The organism is Hymenobacter sp. B81, assembly GCF_044628455.1.
Lineage (GTDB): Bacteria > Bacteroidota > Bacteroidia > Cytophagales > Hymenobacteraceae > Solirubrum.
In genome coordinates, this window is sequence record NZ_JBIYZW010000001.1 from 1,072,186 (window position 1) to 1,093,410 (window position 21,225).

General features: G+C 65.2%; 19 protein-coding genes. 9 read left to right on the forward strand and 10 right to left on the reverse strand.

The features are described 5' to 3' along the window. Positions 1 to 173: 173 nt before the first annotated feature. From ACE191_RS04830 to ACE191_RS04840, 3 genes are all read left to right on the forward strand, one after another. The gene (locus ACE191_RS04830; protein ID WP_400191050.1) at positions 174 to 1,934 is read left to right on the forward strand and encodes a M14 family metallopeptidase; all 1,761 of its coding nucleotides are present in this window, start codon (positions 174 to 176) and stop codon (positions 1,932 to 1,934) included. Positions 1,935 to 2,031: 97 nt separating this feature from the next. Then, entirely contained in the window at positions 2,032 to 2,934 is a 903-nt protein-coding gene (locus ACE191_RS04835; protein ID WP_400191051.1) for an ABC transporter ATP-binding protein, read from the forward strand. A gap of 26 nt (positions 2,935 to 2,960) precedes the next feature. After that, positions 2,961 to 3,728, forward strand: a complete 768-nt coding sequence (locus tag ACE191_RS04840; protein ID WP_400191052.1) for an ABC transporter permease — start codon at positions 2,961 to 2,963, stop codon at positions 3,726 to 3,728. A gap of 242 nt (positions 3,729 to 3,970) precedes the next feature. Here the strand turns inward: ACE191_RS04840 and ACE191_RS04845 are convergent, their stop codons facing one another. The 8 genes from ACE191_RS04845 to ACE191_RS04880 all read right to left on the reverse strand — a co-directional run bounded on the left by ACE191_RS04845 (position 3,971) and on the right by ACE191_RS04880 (position 13,267). Next, positions 3,971 to 4,768, reverse strand: coding sequence for a hypothetical protein (locus ACE191_RS04845; protein ID WP_400191053.1), 798 nt, complete (start codon positions 4,766 to 4,768; stop codon positions 3,971 to 3,973). Between the two features lie 90 nt (positions 4,769 to 4,858). Beyond that, positions 4,859 to 6,112: a bifunctional 3,4-dihydroxy-2-butanone-4-phosphate synthase/GTP cyclohydrolase II gene (locus tag ACE191_RS04850; RefSeq protein ID WP_400191054.1), complete on the reverse strand. Its 1,254-nt coding sequence runs from the start codon at positions 6,110 to 6,112 to the stop codon at positions 4,859 to 4,861. A 96-nt stretch (positions 6,113 to 6,208) separates the two neighbouring features. Then, a complete protein-coding gene (locus ACE191_RS04855) occupies positions 6,209 to 6,862 on the reverse strand; it encodes a helix-turn-helix domain-containing protein (RefSeq protein ID WP_400191055.1) in 654 nt (217 codons plus the stop codon). A gap of 230 nt (positions 6,863 to 7,092) precedes the next feature. Further along, positions 7,093 to 7,905, reverse strand: coding sequence for a pyrroline-5-carboxylate reductase (proC, locus tag ACE191_RS04860; protein WP_400191056.1), 813 nt, complete (start codon positions 7,903 to 7,905; stop codon positions 7,093 to 7,095). 180 nt (positions 7,906 to 8,085) lie between these two features. After that, complete coding sequence (locus ACE191_RS04865; RefSeq protein WP_400191057.1) at positions 8,086 to 8,763, reverse strand: hypothetical protein; 678 nt, start codon at positions 8,761 to 8,763, stop codon at positions 8,086 to 8,088. A 41-nt stretch (positions 8,764 to 8,804) separates the two neighbouring features. Beyond that, positions 8,805 to 9,980 carry a glycosyltransferase gene (locus ACE191_RS04870; RefSeq protein ID WP_400191058.1) on the reverse strand — a complete coding sequence of 392 codons (1,176 nt, stop codon included), beginning with the start codon at positions 9,978 to 9,980 and terminating at the stop codon, positions 8,805 to 8,807. 12 nt (positions 9,981 to 9,992) lie between these two features. Then, complete coding sequence (locus ACE191_RS04875) at positions 9,993 to 11,204, reverse strand: glycosyltransferase family 4 protein (RefSeq protein WP_400191059.1); 1,212 nt, start codon at positions 11,202 to 11,204, stop codon at positions 9,993 to 9,995. A gap of 65 nt (positions 11,205 to 11,269) precedes the next feature. Beyond that, positions 11,270 to 13,267, reverse strand: coding sequence for a cation:proton antiporter (locus tag ACE191_RS04880; protein WP_400191060.1), 1,998 nt, complete (start codon positions 13,265 to 13,267; stop codon positions 11,270 to 11,272). 260 nt (positions 13,268 to 13,527) lie between these two features. Here ACE191_RS04880 and ACE191_RS04885 point away from each other — a divergent pair, with 260 nt between their 5' ends. Continuing rightward, entirely contained in the window at positions 13,528 to 14,064 is a 537-nt protein-coding gene (locus ACE191_RS04885) for a hypothetical protein (RefSeq protein WP_400191061.1), read from the forward strand. A gap of 130 nt (positions 14,065 to 14,194) precedes the next feature. On the opposite strand, the gene ACE191_RS04890 is transcribed toward ACE191_RS04885, so the two are convergent. Both ACE191_RS04890 and dnaG read right to left on the reverse strand, forming a co-directional pair. Next, positions 14,195 to 14,662: a DUF6756 family protein gene (locus ACE191_RS04890; protein WP_400191062.1), complete on the reverse strand. Its 468-nt coding sequence runs from the start codon at positions 14,660 to 14,662 to the stop codon at positions 14,195 to 14,197. Between the two features lie 6 nt (positions 14,663 to 14,668). Beyond that, a complete protein-coding gene (dnaG, locus tag ACE191_RS04895; RefSeq protein ID WP_400191063.1) occupies positions 14,669 to 16,714 on the reverse strand; it encodes a DNA primase in 2,046 nt (681 codons plus the stop codon). 140 nt (positions 16,715 to 16,854) lie between these two features. Here dnaG and ACE191_RS04900 point away from each other — a divergent pair, with 140 nt between their 5' ends. The 5 genes from ACE191_RS04900 to ACE191_RS04920 all read left to right on the forward strand — a co-directional run bounded on the left by ACE191_RS04900 (position 16,855) and on the right by ACE191_RS04920 (position 21,022). Beyond that, complete coding sequence (locus tag ACE191_RS04900; protein ID WP_400191064.1) at positions 16,855 to 17,952, forward strand: Mrp/NBP35 family ATP-binding protein; 1,098 nt, start codon at positions 16,855 to 16,857, stop codon at positions 17,950 to 17,952. Between the two features lie 58 nt (positions 17,953 to 18,010). Further along, positions 18,011 to 18,301, forward strand: a complete 291-nt coding sequence (locus ACE191_RS04905; protein WP_400191065.1) for a NifU family protein — start codon at positions 18,011 to 18,013, stop codon at positions 18,299 to 18,301. Positions 18,302 to 18,421: 120 nt separating this feature from the next. Beyond that, the gene (gene mph / locus ACE191_RS04910; RefSeq protein WP_400191066.1) at positions 18,422 to 19,306 is read left to right on the forward strand and encodes an Mph(E)/Mph(G) family macrolide 2'-phosphotransferase; all 885 of its coding nucleotides are present in this window, start codon (positions 18,422 to 18,424) and stop codon (positions 19,304 to 19,306) included. 133 nt (positions 19,307 to 19,439) lie between these two features. Continuing rightward, the gene (locus tag ACE191_RS04915) at positions 19,440 to 20,534 is read left to right on the forward strand and encodes a hypothetical protein (protein ID WP_400191067.1); all 1,095 of its coding nucleotides are present in this window, start codon (positions 19,440 to 19,442) and stop codon (positions 20,532 to 20,534) included. Between the two features lie 71 nt (positions 20,535 to 20,605). Beyond that, entirely contained in the window at positions 20,606 to 21,022 is a 417-nt protein-coding gene (locus tag ACE191_RS04920) for a hypothetical protein (protein WP_400191068.1), read from the forward strand. Positions 21,023 to 21,225 lie beyond the last annotated feature (203 nt).

Here is a 21,225-nt window from a genome sequence, read left to right on the forward strand (position 1 = left end):
TCGGGAAAAACTCACCCATCAGTACAGATATTCTTTCGCGTGGCATGCTTCGCGGGGCTTAGCCTGACGGGCTTTATTATTCGCTTGCTGCTGAATGAGTGCTCAAGGGCCAGGCCGCGTGGGTTTCCGGCGTTCGGTAGCATATTGCCGGTCCGAAACGGCTATTTCCCTTCATGCTCGCTGCCCTTATGCTCGCCGCTGCCCTGCTCCCCATTGACCCCGCCAAGCCCGACTGGCGCACGCCCTTTGAGCGCGGCGACGGCAACACCACCGCCACCTACGCCGAGTGCCTGGCCTACTACCGGCAGCTCGACGCGGCCTACCCCGAAATCAGCCTGCGCGAAGCCGGGCCCACCGACAGCGGCCAGCCCTTGCACGAAGTGGTGGTGTCGCTCGACGGCGACACCGACCCGGCCTCGCTGCGGCGCAAAAACCGGCGGGTGGTGTTTATCCAGAACGGTATTCACCCCGGCGAGCCGGAGGGCATCGACGCCTCGATGATGCTGGTGCGCGACTACGTGCAGAAAAAGGAGCTGCGCCGCCAGCTCGAAAACGTGACCTTGGTGGTGGTGCCCGTGTACAACGTCGACGGCATGCTCAACCGCAACCGCACCACCCGCGTGAACCAGAACGGGCCGCTGGAGTACGGCTTCCGCGGCAACGCCCGCAACTACGACCTGAACCGCGACTATATCAAGCAGAACTCGCGCAACGCCCGCTCGTTTGCCGCTCTGTTTCAGCGCTGGCTGCCCGAGGTGTTCGTGGAAACCCACACCAGCAACGGCGCCGACTACCAGTACACCATGACGCTCATTGCCACGCAGAAAGACAAGCTGCACCCGGCCCTGAGCCAGTATCTGCAAAAACGCCTGCTGCCGGCCCTCTACCAGGGCATGGAAAAGCGCCAGTGGCCGATGGTGCCCTACGTGGACTTCGACGGGCCCACGCCCGAAAGCGGGCTGGTGGGCTTTCTGGAAACCCCGCGCTACTCCACCGGCTACGCGGCGTTGTTCAACACCATCGGGTTCATGCCCGAAACCCACATGCTTAAGGCCTACCCGCCGCGGGTGCAGTCGACCTACGCCCTGCTCGACGAGGTCATCCGCTTCGTGCACCGCGACGCCGACGCGCTGGGAGCCGCCCGCGCCGAGGCCGACCGGCAGCTGCTCAGCCAGTCCGAGTTTCCCCTGCAGTGGCAGCTCTATAAGGACGCAGTGGACGAGGTGCAGTTCCGTGGTTACGAGGCCCGCACCCGACCCAGCGAGGTCAGCGGTCAGCCCCGGCAGTACTACGACCGCAACGCCCCGTTTACCCGGCCGGTGAAGTACTACAACACCTACCGGCCCACGCTCACAGTGCGCCGGGCCGCGGCCTACCTCATTCCCCAGGCCTGGCAGGAAGTTATCGAGCGGCTGGAGCTGAACGGGGTGCGCCTGCAGCGCCTGCGCCAGGACGCCACGCTGACCGTGGAAGCCCAGTACATCGAGGATTTCCAGACCAGCCCGCGCCCGTTTGAGGGCCACTACCTGCACTCCCAGGTGAAGCTGCGCCCGCAGTCCCAGCAGCTCACTTTCCACGCCGGCGACTACGTGGCCGTGCTCGACCAGCCCGCCGCCCGCTACCTAGTGGAAACTCTGGAGCCTCAGGGCCCCGACTCGTTTTTCGCCTGGGGCCTTTTCGACAGCATCCTGCAGCAGAAGGAGCACTACTCGCCCTACGTGTTCGAAGACCTGGCCGCCGAGGTGCTGCGCCAGCAGCCCGCCCTGCGCCAGGAGCTGGAAGCCCGCCAGAAAGCCGACGCCGCCTTCGCCAAGGATGGCGCGGCCCAGCTGGAGTGGGTGTTCCGCCGCTCCGAGTACTCGGAACCCAGCTACCGCCGCTACCCCGTGGTGCGCCTGCAGGAGCTGGGGCAGTTGTCGCTGAGCGCGGAGTAAGCCGTGGTCGGAAAAGCCGTGCCGCCGTGCCGCCAAGGGTTACGTAACCGGATGCCGGGCCCATTCAGCACATTCATCCACATCAGCACATTAATCCATGTCCGTGCTCGACTTCGACAACCTTTCCAAGCGCTACGGCCGCACCACGGCCCTGCGTGAGCTCACGCTGAGCATTCCGGCGGGCAGCGTGTACGGATTGCTGGGGCCCAACGGCTCGGGCAAGACCACCACGCTGGGCCTGGCTCTGGGCGTGCTGCAGCCCAGCGGCGGCGCAGTGCGCTGGTTTGGCGCCCCGCCCTCGGCCCGCGCGCGCCGCCGGGTGGGGGCTCTGCTCGAAACGCCCAACTTCTATCCCTACCTCTCGGCCCGCCAGAACCTGCAGATTGCCGCCGACATGAAGCAGGCCGACGCCCGCAGCATCGACGCGGCCCTGGAAACGGTGGGCCTGGCGCAGCGGCAACGGGAGCCCGTCAGTGGCTTTTCACTGGGCATGAAGCAGCGCCTGGCCATCGGTGCCGCCCTGCTGGGCCAGCCCGAAGTGCTGGTGCTCGACGAACCCACCAACGGCCTCGACCCCCAGGGCATTGCCGACGTGCGCGAGCTGGTACGTCGCCTGGGCGCCGAGGGCCGCACCATCGTCATGGCCAGCCACCTGCTCGACGAGATTGAGAAAGTCTGCACCCACGTGGCGGTGCTGCACCAGGGCCAGCTGCGCGCTTCGGGACCGGTAGCCGGCATTCTGAGTACCGCCGACCGCGTGGTGCTGGGCCTGGCCCCCGGCACTGCCACCGAGGTACTGCGCGCCGCACTCAGCATTCTGAGCTTTGTGCACGACGTGCGCCCCGAAGCCGAAGGGCGCGTGAGCTGCGCGCTGGCCCTGGGCCATTCGCCCGCCTCGCTCAACCAAGCCTTGTTTGCCCAGGGCCTCGCGCTGGCCCACCTCGAAATGCGCCAGCGCCGCCTCGAAGACCAGTTTCTCGCTTTAATTAATAATTCATAATTATTAATTAATAACTCCCAACCAATATGCTTGCTACCGAGCTTCGTAAGCTGCTGCCCTACCGCACGGTCTGGGTGATTCTCGTTCTGTTTGTGGTGCTGCTGGTAGGCTTCGTGTCGGCGGGCAGCTCCGTGACCATCAACGGCCAGCAGATGGGCAACCAGCTGTACGCCTTTCCCGAGCTGTGGCCGCGCCTGGCCTACGTGGCCCACTACTTTACCCTGCTGCTGGGCATTCTGCTCATCATCCTCATCACCGACGAGTTTCAGTTCCGCACCTTCCGCCAGCAGATCATCGACGGCCGCTCGGTGGGCGAGCTGCTGGGTGGCAAGTTCGCCGTGTCGCTGGGCCTGACCTTGTTCGGGGTGCTGGTGGTGCTGGCCACCGGTCTGTACTTCGGGCTGACGCGGGCCACGGCCCCGGCGCCCGGCAGCATGGTGGCCCAGTTGCCCGCCGTGGCCCTCTACGCGGTGCAGACGCTGGCCTACCTGGGCCTCGCCGCCCTGCTGGCCGTGCTGCTGCGCCGTAGTGGGGCCGCCATCCTGCTGTTTCTGCTCTACGTGTGGGTGGCCGAGCCGCTGCTGCGCTACCTGCTGCTGCCCGACGCGCTCGACCAGTACATGCCCACCAAGGTGCTGGGCGCCCTCACGCCCACCCCCGGCCAGGAAATGCTGACCACCATGGTGGGCGCCAGCGGCGACCTGCCCGTGGCCCACGCCCTGCCCCTGGCCCTGGCCTACGCCGCTCTGTTCTGGGCCCTCAGCTACCTACTGCTGCGCTACCGCGACCTATAGTAAGCCCGCCAGCGCGGGTAGTTGCTCAGTCGTCTGTCATCCTGAGCCAAAGGCGAAGGACCTTATCACGCATAAACGAGTCGTTGTTACGGCGTCGTTCAGCGGTGGTAAGGTCCTTCGCCTTTGGCTCAGGATGACGAGGTCATGAACCGTTCACGCGTGATAAGGTCCTTCGGCTTACGCCTCAGGATGACAGACAACGAAAAACGAATAACCAAAAACCAACAACGAAAAACGAACTTCTAAGGCGCCGGGTAGCGCAGGGAGTTGGCGTAGTTGATGAGGTAGGCCAGCTCGCGGGCGTCGGAGAAGTTGAGCTTGTGCTCTTTGGCGTACTGCTCCAGCTGCCGGGCTTCGGGCTGGAAGTAGGCCAGCAAATCCTTTTTGGGGTTGCGCAGCTCCACCACCTCGCCCTCGGGCGTGCCCAGGAAAAACGCGGGCCGCAGCTCGGTGTAGTAGCCCATGGTGCCGCGCGGTAGCCCATAGCCGTAGCCCCCGGCGTAGTACGAGCTGGGAGCGTTGATGGGCCGCTCGACCAGGGATTCGCGGCGCAGCAGCAGCACCGGGCCGCGGCTGAGCTGCTCGAAGAAGGCCGGCATGCGGAAGTCGGAGTAGTCGTTGCCGCGGTTCCAGCGCAGGCTGCGAAACACCCGCACCAGGGCCGTGTCGGGGCGCTCGGGGCGCGGGGGCGGCGGGTTCAGCCAGCGCGGGCTGCCGCCGTAGTAGCCCCGGCGGGCGTCGTAGAAATCGTAGTAGTCATAGTACTGCTGGCTGCGGGTGGTTTGCTCACCCTGCACGGCAAAAAACCGCACGGCCACGGCCGCCACGGTGCGCACCGTCTGGTCGGGCATGGTCAATAGCAGCAGGTCGCGGTCGGCATGCAGGGTGAGCGGGCCGTGGAGCGTGTCGCCGGTGGTGAGCAGCACCGTGCTGGCGGCAAACTGCTGCACCAGGGCGCGCTGGGCGCGGGCGGCGGGGGCCGCGAGCAGACTCAGCACCAAAACCGAACTCAGCGAAAACCAGGCGTGGGGCGTTTTCATGGTACCATAAGATACGCAGAAACGCCCCACGCCGGGGTTCAGATTCGGGGATGACAGGAATTTTTCAATCCGCCGCCCGCTGCCGGCAGCCTATTCGGCCGACAAGGCTTCGGCGGCGGCCTGGGCCGGGTGTGGGCCGCGGTCCTTGGTGAGGATGGTGTGGCCCAGCTTGTCGCGCTTGGTGGTCAGGTACCGCTCGTTGTGGGCGTTGGGCAGCACTTCGATGGCCACTGTATCCACGATTTCGAGGCCGTAGCCGATCAGGCCGGTGCGCTTGCGGGGGTTGTTGGTGAGCAGGCGCATCTTGGTCACGCCCAAATCGCGCAGAATCTGCGCGCCCACGCCGTAGTCGCGCTCGTCCATGCCGAAGCCCAGCTCCAGGTTGGCTTCCACCGTATCACGGCCCTGCTCCTGCAGCTTGTAGGCGCGCAGCTTGTTGAGCAGCCCGATGCCGCGGCCTTCCTGGTTCATGTACACCACTACGCCCTTGCCCTCGCGCTCGATCTGCTCCATGGCGTGGTGCAGCTGCGGGCCGCAGTCGCAGCGGCACGAGCCGAAGATGTCGCCGGTGACGCAGGAGGAGTGCACCCGCACCAGCACCGGCTCGCCGGGCTGGATGTCGCCCTTCACCAGGGCCAGGTGCTTGGCGCCGTTGGAGCTTTGGGTGTAGGCGTACAGGTCGAAGTCGCCGTACTCGGTGGGCATCTTCACCGAAATTTCGCGGGTGATAAGGCTTTCCTTTTCGAGGCGGTACTTGATCAGGTCCTGCACCGAAATCAGCTTGAGGCCCCACTTGGTAGCCACCTCGCGCAGCTCGGGCAGGCGGGCCATTTCGCCGTCTTCCCGGAGGATTTCCACCAGCACGCCGGCGGGCTCGAAGCCGGCCAGGCGAGCCAGGTCCACGGCCGCCTCGGTGTGGCCGGCGCGGCGCAGCACGCCTTCCTTGCGGGCCTTGAGGGGGAAGATGTGGCCGGGCTTGCCCAACTCCTCGGGCTTGGTTTCGGGGTCGATCAGGGCCAGAATGGTCTTGGAGCGGTCGGAGGCCGAAATACCGGTGGTAACGCCGTTCTTGAGCAGGTCCACCGACACGGTGAAGGGCGTGGCGTGCAGGGCCGTGTTGCGGCCCACCATCAGCTCTAGGCCCAGCTCCTCGCAGCGGTCTTCGAGCAGGGGGGCACACACCAGGCCGCGGCCGTGGGTGGCCATGAAGTTGATGACCTCGGGCGTGGCGCAGCGGGCGGCGCAGATAAAGTCACCTTCGTTTTCGCGGTCTTCGTCGTCGACCACTACTACTACTTTACCGGCGCGGATGTCGGCAATGGCGTCTTCGATGGAATCAAGCATAGCGCAGATGCAGGGCTTGCGGGAATACGCGGCCGGAAGGGCCAGCCGCTGGGTGGGAAGGGCATTCCGTTGACAACCGCCAGCGGCGGGGCAAAGTTAGCCGGCCCGGCCGGATTCGGTGGCTGCGGTTTCGCCCAGCTGCTCATTCAGCTCGGCCAGCTCGGCTTCGAGGCCGCGCAGCCGGGCCCGGCGCAGGGCGCGCTCGGCGGGGCGCAGCGGCTCGGGCGTGGCCGTGGTGCGCAGCGTCAGCCCGTCGAGCCAGTGCAGGTCGCGGGCCGCGTCGGGGGTGGCGCCGGGCCAGCGCAGGCGGCCATCGGCGCTGGGCTGCCCGGGTGCGGCCAGCAGGGGGCGCAACGCGGCCAGGGCCCAGCGGCGGCGGGCGTGGCCCCGCTGCCCGGCGCCGCGCTGGTCCAGTTCGAAGCGCAGCTTGGCCACGTAAAAGCGCAGGCGCTGGCGGCGGCGGCGCAACAGCTCGGCGTCAGCAGCGCTTAATCCCGCCCCTGCAGGCGCAGCCGACCCGGCGGTGAAGTCGGGCGCGGCGGGACCCTGCCCATCCGGCGGGGGCAGCTGGCGGGCCAGCACCCAGAGGCGGTGCTCGGCAGCCTCGGGCAGCCGGCGCTGGCCTGCTTCCACGCGCGCCAGCATGGCCCGGCCCACGCCCACGAACCGGGCCAGCTCCTGCTGGGTGAGGGCAAAGTGGGCGCGCACCACGGCGGGCAGCGACGAAGAAGGGTCGGAACGGCGGGGCATATCGGGTTGGAGCACACAAGAGCCGGCCGGAAACACGGCCGGTAACATTGACCGAAAAATAAAATTGATTGTTACCGGGGCAGTAACAATCAGCAAAAAATAACATCGTTTGTTACTACTCCGGTAACAATGGCTTCTTTTTTTCGCTGATTGTTACTGCTCAGGTCAGCCGGGCCAGCCCGCCGGAGCCCGGCCGAGGTAGCCAGCAGGCTGCCTCGGCCCCGGCTCCCCTACTGCCCGGCCAGCTCGGTGGCGCGGCGCTGGGCGGCGCGGATGCCCGCGGCCAGGGTGTCGGCCAGCCGGCCGGCCTCGAACTCGCGCAGAGCCGCTTCGGTGGTGCCACCCTTGGAGGCCACCGAGGCAATGAGCTCGTCGAGGCTCTGGTCGGTGCTGTTGATGAGGTGGTAGGCGCCCAGCATGGTTTGCTTGACCAGCAACGAGGCCACCGAGTCGGTAAAGCCCAGCTGCCGGCCGGCCGCAATCATGGCCTGCACCACGTAGTAGAAGTAGGCCGGGCCGCTGCCGCTCAGGGCCGTTACGGCATCCAGCAGGCTTTCATCTTCCAGAAACAAGGAGCGGCCGGTGGCGTTGAGCAGGTTTTCGACCTGGTGCAGGCGCAGCCGCTCCACCTCCGGGGCCGCCGAAAAGCCCGTGATGCCCATGCCCAGCAGGGCCGGCGTGTTGGGCATGGCCCGCAGCACCTGCCGGTGCGCCAGCTCGTGCTGCAGGCGGCCGATGGGAATGCCGGCCATGATGGAGAGCACCACCTGCGCGGGCTGCAGCACCGCCCGCAACCCGGGCGCCACCGCCGCAAAGTCCTGCGGCTTCACGGCCAGCAGTACTAGGTCGTAGCCCGCCACCGCCGGCCCCAGCGCACCGGCCGGCCAGCCGGAGTGCGCGGCCCGCAGGCGGGCGCAGTGCGCCTCGTCGCGGCCTACGAGCAGCAGGTGGGCACGCTCAACCAGGTTGTAGTGCAGGAACGCTTTGGCAAAGGCTAGGCCCATGTGGCCGCAGCCCACAATGGCAACTCGGAGTGGATTCATGGCTCGCAGTTGAGGCCGCGAGTTAGCAAAACCCGGGCGGAAATGGCCACGAGCCAGCCATTGGTCCAACACCGCATGGCAACCCGGGCCGGCCAAGTCAGAAAGCGTTTTCTGCTGGCTGGCTTACATCAACTACCTCAGGCTTTACCCTCAAGACGGCCTGCCAGTCGCAAGCCGGGCTTAGTCGGTATCAAAATCAATTATCGTTTGCGTGCTGTCGATTACCGACTGCACGATTTGCCCATTCTTCAGAATTTGGAATTGCCTCACAATTGAATCCTTGGTTACTCTGTAGCCACCTGTAGCCGGCAAGTCAGAATGCATTTCATAGTCTGTTTGCTCCTGCGAAATCTCCGTCACGACCAGTCTTCCGTCGGCATATTTCTTCCCCCGAGCAGTTTCACCCCAATGCCCGTCATGCCCCCTCATTGCGACGCATTTAGCATCAATTATTTTATTCAGGCGCTTATTAAAGGTTACGTAATACAAGTAAACACAACAGTTATCATCATCCTGAATAATGCTTGACAGGAAGTACTCTTTCGTTTCTGACTGCTCAAAGAAGTAAAAAAACGAATTACCGTCGAATTCGGGTAGTAAGGAATCAGAAGAAGCCTGTTTGAAATATAAATTGACATAGTCCGTAGAATCCATTCGGTTTAGGATACCCAGATCAATGGAATCCATTGCATATCCAGGCAAGGATTTTATGGATTTAGCTTTAATGTAATCGAGGGGCTTTAGCTTCTGCGCTTGCCCCAGTTTATTATCTTGAGCAGTACCGCTTTTTTGCGACTCTTCAGGTTGGCAGCCCACCAGCAAAAGGCCGAAAAGGATAACCAGATAATTCACGCTCATTATGTTATCGGCTAGTTATCGGCTCTGCCCTACCCCCTTCCTCAGGCACTGAGCAGCCGAGCCAGCCGCTCGGTGGTGGCCTGCCAGTTGTAGTGCTCCCGCACGAAGTCGCGGCCGCTGGCGCCCAACCCGGCGGCTTCGGCGGGCTGGGCGAGCAGGCTACTCACGTGGCGGGCCAGCTCCTCGGTATTCTGGCCCACGAGCACGTGCTGGCCGGGGGTGGCGTGCAGGGCGTTGTTGGCCAGCGGCGTGGTCACGCAGGGGCGGCCCATGGCCATGGCCTCGAGCAGCTTGTTTTGCAGGCCGGTGCCGGTGCGCATGGGCGCCACAAACACCCGGGCCGAGGCGTAGGCCGTGCGAATGTCGGGCATCCAGCCGCTCACGCTCACCTGCTCCGAGCGCAGCGCCAGCACCCGGGCCGCGGGCGTGGTGCCGGCCAGCAGCAGCCGCGCCTGCGGGTGCTGCCGGCGCACGGCGGGCAGAATCTCCAGGGCCAGCCACTCGGCCGCTTCCACGTTGGGGTGGTAGGCCATGTTGCCGCAGAAGACCAAATCGTAGGGCTCGTCGGCGGCCACGGCGCCGGGGCGGAAAAAGTCGGTGTCGATGCCGTTGGCCACCACCTGAATGCGCTGCCGGTCCTCGTGGTCGATGAGCTGGCGGTCCTGGTCGGAAATGATGGTGTGGTGGCGAAACCACCCGAAGCAGGCGGCCTCGTACTGGCGCAGGCGGTGGGCTTCCAGCTCGAACACCGGCCGCTGCCAGCGCGGGGCCTTGGCGGCGCGCCGCGCCATGCCGGTCGAAAACACGTCCATGTAGTCGATGGTGAGCGGCAGGCGGGCGGCAAAGGGCCGGGCGTACTCGGCCATGCGAATCAGCTGGCAGTAGAGCGCGTCGGGCGCAAAGCTCCCGACCAGGGCCTCGATCTGCCGGGCGGCGGCCGCGTCGTAGAAGTAGCCCACCTGAAACGGCCAGCCCCTAAGCAGCCCCAGGCCCATGTTCAGCCCGATACCGGGCTTATTGAGCGGGTGCACGTGCAGGCCGCCGGCGCAGAGCGGGGCCACCTGGGCACGGGCCTCGGCCGACACGGGCTCGTCGGTGAGGGCAAACAAGCACACGGTATGCTCCCGGGCCAGGTGCCGCAGCTGGTGAAAGGCGCGCAGCTTGTCGCCCTTGTCGAGCGGGTAGGGAAAGCGGGAAAGCAGAACCAGGAGCTTCATGGGGGCGCAAACTTACGCCTTGGCGCCCACCTGCCGGTACAGGGCCACGAATTGCTCGACCACGCGCTGGTTGTCGTAGAGCGTCTGGGCCGTGTGCCGGGCCTGGCGGCCCACGCCCTCGTGGCAGAAGTCGCCCTGCACGTAGCGGCCGATGCAGTCGACCCAGTCGCCGGCGTCGTCGCACACGATGATGTCGTCGAGGTGGCGCACGGCAATGCCCTCGGAGCCCAGGCTGGTGCTGATGATGCACTTGCCCATGGCCATGCCCTCGATGATTTTGACGCGCATGCCCCCGCCCGAGAGCAGCGGCACGATCATCACCTCGTGCTCCTGCATAAAGCGCGGGGCCGAGTCGACGAAGCCGCGCATGTGCACCCCGGCTTCGTGGCGGCGGGCCAGGTGCTCGGGCATGTCCTTGCCGGCCACGTGCAGCTGCAGGTTGGGCCAGCGCCGCCGGGCCTTGGGCCACACGTTGTCGAGAAACCACTCCAGTCCTTCCACGTTGGGCCGCCAGTTCAGCGAGCCAAGAAAAAACAAGGTATGCGGCGCGGCCTTGATGCCCGGGTCGGGCTGAAAGCGCGTGAGGTCGACGCCGGCCGGAATAAACACCACCGGCTCCTGGCAGCCCAGCTGCAGCAGGCGCCGCCGGTCGGGCTCGGTGATGGCGGCCACGGCCGTGAAGCGCGGCAGGTAGCGCTGCTCGAAGCGGCGCAGGCGGCGGGCCAGGTGGCGCAGGTAGGTGGCCTTGAGGGGCTGCTGCTCGTTGCGGGCCAGCTGCTCCCAGATTTCGTGCTCCACGTTGTGGGCCCGCAGCACCACCGGCACCTGCGGGGCCACGCGGCGCACCACGTCCACGTACCAGGCCACGAAGGTGCCCTCAATCTGCACCGCGTCGAAGGCCTGCTCGCGCAGCAGCGCTTCGAGCCGGTCGGCAAAGTCGGCCGAGAGGAAGCGCTCCACGTTGTAGGGCGCCGAGCGCAGCAGCAGGTTGCCCAGGGCTTTCAGGGGCGAGAGGCTGGTGTCGACCTCCACCGTCACCAGACGGCAGTTGGGCCCCAGGTGGTCGAGGGCCGTGGCGGGCTGGCGGTGCTTGGGCGTGTTGGCGGCCAGCACCGTTACGCGGTGGCCGGCGCGCACCAGCCCGGCGGCCACGTCGTACATGGCAATGGCGCCGCCGTCGTGGGGAGGGTACGGGACACGCGGGCAGATTTGCAGGATATTCACGGGGGGCGCAGCTAACGAACCACAAATATAGCCCGACTTGCAGGCTTCCCCACCCGGGCTGTGGCTCAGGCCAGGTGGCGGGCAAAGCCGCTGACCTGTTCCTGCTTGCCGAACACGTAGAGCGTGTCGCCGGGCTCAATGACGGTGTCGGCGTCGATCTGGTCGAGCATCTGCCCCCCGCGCCGGATGGCCAGCAAGCTCACCCCGAACCGCTGCCGCACCTCGGCCTCCGACAAGGTTTTGCCCGTGAGGGCGGCCTCGGCCCCCACCGGCACAGTGGCCAGCTCTGAATCGGACAAATGCAGGTGCATGGCCGACCAGTCGGATGAGGAGAGCGAGCGGCCGCGCAGCATCTGGTAGCTGTCGGCGCGCAGCTCGCGGATGAGCTGGTCGATTTCGTGCATGGGCACCAGGTATTTGGCCAGCACCCGCGAGAAGATTTCGATGGAGGTTTCCAGCTCCTCGGGAATGACTTCGGTGGCGCCCAGGCGGCGCAGCTCCTCGATTTCGGCGATGTAGCGGGTGCGCACGAAGATGCAGGCGCGGGGGTTGAGCCGGCGCAGGGCCACCACCACGCGGCGGCTGCTGGCCGGGTCGGAAATGGCCACCACCATCACCCGGGCGTGGGTTACGCGGGCCTGCTCGAGCACGTGCTCCTGGGTGGCGTCGCCGTAGAGAATGGGCTCGCCCCGCTCCCGCTCGCGGCGCACCGTCACGGGGTTGGTTTCGATGATGACGTAGGGAATGTGGGCGAACTTGGCCGTGTGCACCAAGTTGCGCCCGTTCAGGCCGTAGCCGACCACCACCAGATGGTCGCTCACGGCAGCAGGCTGCTCGCCCAGGCCGGCGGCCGCAGCCACCCCAGAGCCCGCGGGGCGCAGCAGGGCGGCCGGCAGCGGCAGGCGCAGCGCGGCCGACACCAGCGGCTCGGCAAACAACAGCACCACCGGCGTGAGGCTCATCGTGAGCACCGACACGGCCAGGAACAGCTGGTAGTCGGCCGGCTGAATCACGCCCGCGTCGAGGCCCACCCGCGAAAGAATGAAGGCAAACTCGCCCACCTGGCACAGGGCCAAACCCACCAGCAGCACCGAGCGCAGCGGCAGGCGCAGGGCCGCCGCCGCCCCCACCGTGAGCAGCAGCTTGAGCGCCATCACGCCCACGGTGAGCAGCAGAATCTGCACGGGGTGAGCCAGCAGAAAGCGCACGTCGAACAGCATGCCGATGGACACGAAGAAAAAGCTGGCGAAAATCTCGCGGAAGGGCAGCACGTTGCTTACTGCCTCGTAGCTGTACTCCGACTCGGCAATGATGAGCCCGGCCATGAACGCGCCCAGGGCCATCGACAGCCCGGCTTCGGAAGTGAGCCAGGCCACGCCCAGGCAAGTGCCGATGATGGTGAGCAGAAACAGCTCGCGGCTGCGGGTGCGGGCCACGGCAAACAGCAGCCGCGGCATGAGGTAGCGCGCCCCCACAAACACCAGCGCCAGCAAACCCACCATCTTGGCCGCCATCAGTCCCAGGTCGAGCCAGGGATTGTCGCTGCCCTGGCCGGCGAGCAGGGGCGTGAGCAGCATCATGGGCACCACGATAAGGTCCTGGAAGATGAGGATGGCCAGGGTTACCTGCCCGTGCACGGCTTCCATTTCCAGGCGGTCCTGCAGCAGCTTGAGCACGATGGCCGTGGAGCTGAGCGAAAACAGAAAGCCCCAGAACACGGCCGTAGCCGGGGCAAAGCCGCCCACCCGGGCCAGCAGATACACCGCCCCGATGGTGAGGCCCACCTGCAGGGCCCCGCCCAGAAACACCGCCCGCTTGATGCGTGCCAGGCTCTTGAGCGAGAATTCGAGGCCGATGGTGAACATGAGCAGCATCACGCCCAGTTCGGCCAGCTGGTCGACCTGGGCCTGGGCCTTCACCAGCCCGAGGGCAAACGGCCCGGCCACCATGCCCGTCACCAGAAAGCCAATAATGGAGGGCAGCTTCAGGCGGTTGAACAGCAGGATAACGCCCACTGACAATAGCAGGATGACGAGGATATCGGAGAAGATGGGCAGGTGCATCTGTTCGGGGGGTGGGTGAACCCGCGCAAGATGCAAATCGGACGGGTAGGACCAGCCTGCCCGGAGCAGTGTATCTTCAGCCAGCGCGCTGGTTCAGCTCTCAACCTTTGTATTCAATTCAGGCTGAAGGTTGCCCTGTCATCTTAAGCGCAGCAAAGGACCTAACCTCGTCTGCACGCCTTGTTCTGACGTGACAAGGTCCTTCGCTAGGCTCAGGATGACAGACGAATTACCGCCACACTTCGCTAAGCTGCTTTATCATGCGCCTGAAGGTTCTCGTTGGTATGCTGCTGGGCAGCGTGGGTTGGGCGGCCTCCTGCCCTGCGCAGGCACAAACGCGCCCGGGTAGCCTGCACACGGCGCCCGGCAAGCCGCTCAAGCTGCAGTCGGGCAACGTGGCGCCCTACGTGCCGGCGCGCCCGCCAAGCGCGCCGGTGATACTACCCCGGTTCTGGACGACGAAAGACTCTACCCAATGGGCGTTGGGATACCGGCGCATGTACAGTCAACTTTTCCGGCGCTTAACCTATCCCGCCGATGCGCTGATGAAGGCCAACAGCAACGGTCCGCCTTCCGGCTCCCTGCTCTTCCGCTACATTATTGCGGCCGACGGGTCGGTGCAGTCGATTACTCTGGCTGAGCGGCGCCTGACTTTGGCAGAAAGTGCTTACCCGCCCGAAACGCTGCAAGCTCTGGAGCAGGCCGGCAAGCACGCCCTGGGCAGCCTGAGGTTTGCCCCCGCCGCTCAACCCGACACCATGCGCCTGCGGATCAACTTCAACCCCGAGGGCCATTGACCAACGCTTCATTCTACCGCGAGATAATCGTGCCCAGCAGGCCGGCCAACGGCAGGTAACCCAGGCCTTATCAGTCAGGCTGAGCCTGACTGACCTTCCTCTCGTCCAGCTGCCTAGCTACCCGTTCCATTCAGTTCAGCCTTTCCATGCGCGCGGTCATACTGCCTAACCCAATCAACTCGTCGTGGTCAGTTACAGACAGCAGCCAGTCGTATTTTTTGGAAACGACATAATATTCAAAGGCGTAAAACTCGCCAATGACTTGCTGAATAGCTTTTACAGCGCCCTGAAAAAGCCAGTATTTACTTGGGTCGCGTGCCGTATCACAGCCGATAAACCACACCACTTCATCGGCTTCAATCAACTGGCTTAGCTGTTCGAAAGCTCTGCCGTTTTCAAAGAAGATGCTGACGCGCTTGCCCTTGAAGGACTCCCACCACCAGTTGAACCTGGTATTGGAGTCGGTTTTCATGATGAAACTGGCTTCAATCCGCTTCATGATAGGCGGCCACGCATGAATGCTCACGGCATCGAACTGCCCGGTGGGTATGCCGAGGCCCCGCGCCACTTTCAGGATGTCGTCCTTGAACCCGGGCATGCGCCGCTACCGCGAGATAATCGTGCCCAGCAAACCGGCCAGCTGCATGTCCAGCTGCTTGAGCGACTTGTAGATGGACATCTGGGCCAGGTACTCGTCGATGTTGCCGGGGTCGAGCTGGTTCATGGCGTCGAGGCAGTCGGCCAGCTCGCGCTCCACGTTGCATTTGTTCAAGCGCAGCACGGCGTTGTCGCAGGCCTGCTGGAGCAAGTCGATTTCGCGGGGCACGTAGATGGAGTGCGTAATCCAGTTCGGGCTCAGCTCCCAGGGGTCGGTGACCAGGTCGCTGATGGCGGCGCGGATGTCGGCCCGGGGGTGGCGCACCAGCTCGCGGGCGTCGGGAAACTTGCCGGCGGCCAGGGTTTCGCGGCACAGATGCAGCAAGTCGGCGAAGATGGGCGTGCGGAAGGGCGTCTCGTCGGTCTGGCCCAGCAGGTACTCGGCCACCGTCACGCCCTCGTGCAGCTGCTGGGCGGGGTAGTTGAGCACCAGCCGCACGATTTCGCGCTCCACGCTCATCTGCACATCGGGCAGCACATCGGTGTCCTCAGCCACGTCGTCCTCCACGAAGCCGTAGGCCTCGTCGGGCATGGAGCCGTCGGCGGGGCGCTGGCTCAGGCCCTGGGGCGTGACAACCGTCTGCGAGGGCGCGTGGCGGTCGGCGGCGCTGGGGCGGTTGCCCGCGGGGCGGCGGTCGGCAGTGGCGGGGCTGCCGGCGGCGCGGGGGCCGGGTGCCGACTGCTTCACCAGCTTATTGTACTCGCCGATGAGCACCTGCTCGTCGATGTGGAAGGTGGTGCTGGTTTGCTGCAGAAACACCTGGCGCTTGAGCGGGTCGGGCACCTTGGCAATGCTCTGCAGCACTTCCCGGATGGCCTCGGCCTTCTTTACCGGGTCCTGGGCGGCTTCGCGGGCCACCAGCTGGGTTTTGAAGCTGATGAAGTCCTGGCTGTTTTCCTCCACGAACCGGCGGAAGCGCGCGTCGCCCACCTTGCGGATGTAGCTGTCGGGGTCTTCGCCGTCGGGAAACAGCACCACGCGCACGTTCAGGCCGCCTTCCAGAATCAAATCGAGGCCGCGCAGCGCCGCCCGGATGCCGGCCGCGTCGCCGTCGTAGAGCACCGTGATGTTGTCGGTGTAGCGGGCAATGAGGCGAATCTGGCCCTCGGTGAGCGAGGTACCCGACGAGGCTACCACGTTCTTGACCCCGCCCTGGTAGAGGCTGATGACGTCAAGGTAGCCCTCCACCAGGTAACACAATTCCTCCTGCCGGATGGCCTGCTTGGCCTGAAAGAGGCCGTAGAGCACGTCGGACTTGTGGTAGATGTCCGACTCGGGCGAGTTCAGGTACTTGGCCCCGGCCTTGTCGTCGCGGCGCAGGGTGCGGGCCCCGAAGCCCACCACGCGGCCCGAGATGTTGTGAATCGGGAACATCACCCGGCCGCGGAACCGGTCGTAGCGCCGGCCGTCTTCCTCGCGCCGAATCACCAGGCCGGTTTTCTCCAGGTACTTCAAATCGAAGCCCGCTTTCTGGGCTTCGTTGAGCACGTCGTCCCACTTATCCAGCGAGTAGCCCAGCTCGAAGGTCTGAATGGTTTGCTGGTTGAGGCCGCGTTCCTTGAGGTAGGCCCAGCCGATGCTCTCCCCTTCCTCCGACTCCTGCAGCAGGTGGTGGTAGCGGTTTTTGGCCCAGTCGGAGATGATGAACTGCGAGTCCCGCTCGTTCTGAGCCAGCTGCTGCTCGGGCGTGCGCTCTTCTTCCTTGATTTCGACCCCGTACTTCTTGGCCAGCCACTTAATCGACTCGGGGTAGCTCACGCCCTCGATGTCCATCACGAAGCGCACCACGTCGCCGGCCTTGCCGCAGCCGAAGCACTTGTAGATGCCCTTGGCCGGCGCCACCGAGAACGAGGGCGACTTTTCGTGGTGGAAGGGGCAGCAGGCCCACAGGTTCTGGCCCTTTTTCTTGAGCGTGACGAAGTCGCCCACTACCTCCACGATGTCGGCGTAGTGGAGGACCTGGTCGATGGTTTCTTTGGGAATGAGGGCCACGGCAGCGGAAAAAGCGGGAAAGGACCACGAAGGTACAAACAAGCACCGGCCCCGGTGTTTGGGCGGCGCCAACTTTCGCGGCGGTTTCCGGGTTATCTTTGCCCCTCCGGCGGCCTAGGCGGCGGGCCGGTTTCCCAGCTATGAGCATTACCCAAGAAGACGTACTGAAAGCGCTGAGCTACGTGGAAGAGCCCGATCTGGGCAAGGACCTCGTGACGCTCAACATGATTGAGGACGTGCAGATCGACGGCCTGAACGTCTCGTTCACCGTGATTCTGACCACGCCCGCCTGCCCCCTCAAAGACCTGATCCGAAACGCCTGCGTGCGCGCCATCACCACCATGGTGCACAAAGACGCCCAGGTGACGGTGAACATGACCTCGCGGGTGACCAGCATGCGCCAGAACCGCGACATCCTGCCCGGCGTCAAAAACATCATTGCCATTGCCTCGGGCAAGGGCGGCGTGGGCAAGAGTACCGTCACGGCCAACCTGGCCGTGGCCCTGGCCCGCACCGGTGCCAAAGTGGGCCTGGTCGATGCCGACATCAGCGGCCCATCGATGCCCACCATGTTCAACGTGGAAGAATCGCGTCCCCACGTGTTTCAGGGCCCCGACGGCCGCAACCTGATCGAGCCCATCGAGCAGTACGGCATCAAAATCATGAGCATCGGCTTCCTGGCCCCGGCCGAAAGCGCGATTGTGTGGCGCGGTCCCATGGCCTCGTCGGCGCTCAAGCAGTTCATTACCGAAGTCGACTGGGGCGAGCTGGACTACCTGCTGCTCGATTTGCCCCCCGGCACCTCCGACATTCACCTCACGCTGGTGCAAACGGTGCCCGTAACCGGGGCCGTCATCGTGACCACGCCGCAGAAAGTGGCCCTGGCCGACGCCCAGAAGGGCCTGCAGATGTTCCGCCAGCCGCAGATCAACGTGCCGGTGCTGGGCGTGGTGGAGAACATGGCCTGGTTTACCCCCGCCGAGCTGCCCGACAACAAGTACTTCATCTTCGGGGAAGGCGGCGGCCGTGCCCTGGCCGAGAAGCACGACCTGCCCTTGCTGGGCCAGATTCCGCTGGTGCAGAGCATCCGCGAAAACGGCGACGCGGGCATTCCGGCCATTATGCACCCGGGCACGCCCACGGCCGAGCTGTTTGCCCAGCTGGCCGAGGAAGTGGCCCGGCAGGTATCCATCCGCAACGCCGTGGCCCCGCGCACCCAGGTAGTCGAAGTGAAGTAAGCGGGCCGAGTTGCCGCGAATGTGCGAACTTCGTGGCCGGTCCAAGTGTCTTGAGAGTATGGCAGCAGCTACCCTAAACGATCATCCGCTCTTGTCGCGCGTCGAACAGGCGCTCGATAACATTCGCCCCTACCTGGAAGCCGACGGCGGCAATGTGCGCGTGCTCGACATTACCGACGACCTGGTGCTGCGCCTGGAGCTGATGGGCGCCTGCGGTACCTGCCCCATGTCGCCGATGACCCTGAAGGCGGGCGTGGAAGAGTCGGTGAAGCGCGCCGTGCCCGAAATCCGGGCGGTGGAGGCCGTGAATGCTGCCAACACCCTGCAGCCCGCCGGCCAGGTTCGGTAGATTTCGTTTTTGGTTTTCGTTTTTTGAAAGCTGCGTCGCGCCCCGCGGCTGCTGGTTTAACCGGTAGCCCCGGGGCGCGAGGCATTTCGCCCCGCGGCTGTTACCAAATCGCTCGGAACCATGGGATTCAACGACCTGCGGCAGCTCGCCGAAAACCACGGCCTGCGGCTGGCCGGCGAGGTGCAATTCAACGAGATGGGCATCGACTTCAGGGTCGGTTTCGCCACCGACCAGCAGGGCAGGCCCTGGGTGCTGCGCATTCCCCGGCGCGCGGGGCTGGACGAGCAGATTCTCCAGGAGCAGCGCATTCTGCAGCTGGTCGGCAAGCACCTTTCCGTGCAGGTGCCCGATTGGCAGATTGCCACCTCCGAGCTGGTAGCCTACCCCCTGCTGCGCGACCAGCCCGCGCTGACTTTCGATGCGCAGACCTACGCCGTGAGCTGGCACATGGACCAGCACAGTCCACGCTACGTTCCCTCGCTGGCCCGGGCCCTGGTGGAGCTGCACGCCGTGCCCCGGGCCGAAGTCCGTGAAAACAACTTAAAAATCGTGGAGCCGGTCGGGCTTCGGGCGGAAATTGCCGCCCGGCTCCAGCTCGTAAAATCAGAGTTAGGCCTCAGCCACGCACTAGAAATCCGGTATAACAAATGGCTCGACAATGATGCGCTCTGGCCTGACTTTACCCGGTTTATTCACGGTGATTTATACGCAGGGCACGTGCTCACCACGCCCGACGGCACGGTTTCCGGAATAATTGATTGGTCGACCGCCCACTTGGGTGATATTGCTCAGGACTTTTCCGGCCACGTTACCGTTTTCGGCGAAGCCAGCCTGAAAGCACTCATCGCCGAGTACCGCCGGCTGGGTGGCCACACCTGGGACCAGCTGTTCGCCCAGACCATTGAGCGGGCCGCCGCGGCTCCCCTGGCCTACGGGTTCTTCGCGGTTGAAACCCAGGATGCGGCCCACATCAGCGGGGCCAAAGCGCAACTGGGAGTTGCCTAGACCAGTACCAGGAGCTGGCGCGGCAAACGCAACCGGCGCCGTCTCGTTGAGTGAATCCAACTACTTTGCCGATGGCGTTCCGGGCGCCGGCCCAGCGGCCGAGCCCCCGAACAGCTATTAAGAGTCTTACTGAATGACTTCGCCGCGCAACCAATTCCGCGTAGCGGCCACCTCTGCCGAGCTGACGCACTTCCGGCACCAGGCCTGGCGCCTGTATCAGCCCACCGCGCCGGTTGCCGTGGAAGCCTTTGGTCAGCTTTGGCGGCTGCGGCCGGGCCTCACCTTCACGCCCTTTGCCAACGCGGTGCGCTGCACGGCCCACTGCGCCTTCTGCTCCGAGGAGCTGCAGCGCTACGACGGGCACCAGCTCACGGCCCGGCGCCTCATCGACGACTACCCGGCTTACTTTGCCCGGCTGCGGGAGGTGCTGCGACCGTTCCGTACGTTCCCGCTGGGCCTGAGTCTCTCGGGCCTGGAAGCCACGGCCGAGCCGCAGTGGCTGCGCGAGCTGCTGGCCTGCCTCGGCGCCCTGGAGGCGGCCGGCAGCGTGTTCGACGAGAAGGTGCTCTACACCAATGGCAGCGGCTTCGTGCGCAGTCCCGACCTGGCTCCCGCCCTGCAGGCTTTCGGATTAACCCGCCTGGAACTCTCGCGCTGCCACGACGACGAAGCCGTGAACCAGCAGATCATGCGCTTCAACCGCAACCAGGCCATCCGTCACAACGCCGTTTACGCGGCCACCGTGCGCGGGCTGCACCGGCACGTGGTGGTCAAGAATTCGTGCATTCTCACTCGCGCCGGCATTGCCACCCTGCCCGACGTGGAGCGCTACCTGGCCTGGGCGGCCGGGCTGGGCGTGCGCCGGGTGGTGTTTCGGGAGCTGAGCCGACTGGAAGGCAGCTACCTGCCGAACGTGTTTACCACCTGGATTGAGGCGCAGCGGGTGCCCATCGAACCCTTGCTCGCGGCCGTGGTGCCCGCGCTGGAGCAGCCGCGGGCGGGCTGGCAGTACGTGGGCAGCACCTTCGGCTACTATTACTACAACGAGCATTACCGCTGGCAGGGCACCGAGGTAATCTTTGAAACCAGCAGCTACCCCGCCCTGCAGGCGGCCAACGCCACCGGCGTGCTGCAGAAGCTGATTTTGCACTCGGACGGCACCCTGGCCGGCGACTGGGACCCCGACAGCCAAGTACTCAGCCGGGCCACGGCGGTGCCCGTGCCATGACCGCCGCCTAGGAGCAGCGGTACCTGCGCACCCTGCAAACCCTCGCTCTTGCCGGCCTGCCGATGGTAGTGATGGGCACCTTCGCGCTCCGATTGCGGTACCCGCGGGTGCCGCGCCGGCTGGTGCACGACTGCGACTTGCAGCTGCCGCCCGATCCGGTTTTGCTCAGCCAACTGACCCAGCTGCTGCAGGCCGCCGGCTGGCGCGTCACGCTCTGGGAGCAGCCGGTGCCGCTGCCCCTGCACGGCTCTGCCCTGGTGGGCAGGTACTACCTGCGTGCCCGCCGGGCTGGGGCCGTGCTCGATTGCGCCTACGAAAACGACGACCTGGCGTGGCCGGACTTCGCAGCCGGCTGCCAGTGGCACCAAGGGCTGCCGCTGTTGCGCGCCGAGGTCATTCTGCAGCAAAAAGCACAGGCCGCCCGGCCCACCGACGTAAGGTTTCTGGCCTGGTGGCGGCAACACATAGGGCCGCTGCCGAAAACCTGAGCATGCGGCAGTTCCCTACGACTGGCCGGATAGCCCGCGTTCGGCGGCGGGTAAGCGGCCCGGCGCTACCAGAGCATGGATAGTTTTTCTGCGAGCCACTCGGGCACCACCCGACTGTTTCCCGCACCAGCAAGGCGCTTCCCGGGCAAGTTTTGGGCGAAATCAGGTCGGGCTCCCGAGCAAAAGAACAGTACCCGGTCAGT

Coding starts and splice junctions, on each gene's coding strand:
- ACE191_RS04845 (WP_400191053.1), bottom strand. CDS start 4,768: ATGAAAACGCCCCACGCCTGGTTTTCGCTGAGTTCGGTTTTGGTGCTG.
- ACE191_RS04870 (WP_400191058.1), bottom strand. CDS start 9,980: ATGAAGCTCCTGGTTCTGCTTTCCCGCTTTCCCTACCCGCTCGACAAG.
- ACE191_RS04900 (WP_400191064.1), top strand. CDS start 16,855: ATGAGCATTACCCAAGAAGACGTACTGAAAGCGCTGAGCTACGTGGAA.
- ACE191_RS04920 (WP_400191068.1), top strand. CDS start 20,606: ATGGGCACCTTCGCGCTCCGATTGCGGTACCCGCGGGTGCCGCGCCGG.
- ACE191_RS04865 (WP_400191057.1), bottom strand. CDS start 8,763: ATGAGCGTGAATTATCTGGTTATCCTTTTCGGCCTTTTGCTGGTGGGC.
- proC (WP_400191056.1), bottom strand. CDS start 7,905: ATGAATCCACTCCGAGTTGCCATTGTGGGCTGCGGCCACATGGGCCTA.
- mph (WP_400191066.1), top strand. CDS start 18,422: ATGGGATTCAACGACCTGCGGCAGCTCGCCGAAAACCACGGCCTGCGG.
- ACE191_RS04880 (WP_400191060.1), bottom strand. CDS start 13,267: ATGCACCTGCCCATCTTCTCCGATATCCTCGTCATCCTGCTATTGTCA.
- ACE191_RS04830 (WP_400191050.1), top strand. CDS start 174: ATGCTCGCTGCCCTTATGCTCGCCGCTGCCCTGCTCCCCATTGACCCC.
- ACE191_RS04835 (WP_400191051.1), top strand. CDS start 2,032: ATGTCCGTGCTCGACTTCGACAACCTTTCCAAGCGCTACGGCCGCACC.
- ACE191_RS04905 (WP_400191065.1), top strand. CDS start 18,011: ATGGCAGCAGCTACCCTAAACGATCATCCGCTCTTGTCGCGCGTCGAA.
- ACE191_RS04890 (WP_400191062.1), bottom strand. CDS start 14,662: ATGCCCGGGTTCAAGGACGACATCCTGAAAGTGGCGCGGGGCCTCGGC.
- ACE191_RS04840 (WP_400191052.1), top strand. CDS start 2,961: ATGCTTGCTACCGAGCTTCGTAAGCTGCTGCCCTACCGCACGGTCTGG.
- ACE191_RS04850 (WP_400191054.1), bottom strand. CDS start 6,112: ATGCTTGATTCCATCGAAGACGCCATTGCCGACATCCGCGCCGGTAAA.
- ACE191_RS04855 (WP_400191055.1), bottom strand. CDS start 6,862: ATGCCCCGCCGTTCCGACCCTTCTTCGTCGCTGCCCGCCGTGGTGCGC.
- ACE191_RS04885 (WP_400191061.1), top strand. CDS start 13,528: ATGCGCCTGAAGGTTCTCGTTGGTATGCTGCTGGGCAGCGTGGGTTGG.
- ACE191_RS04915 (WP_400191067.1), top strand. CDS start 19,440: ATGACTTCGCCGCGCAACCAATTCCGCGTAGCGGCCACCTCTGCCGAG.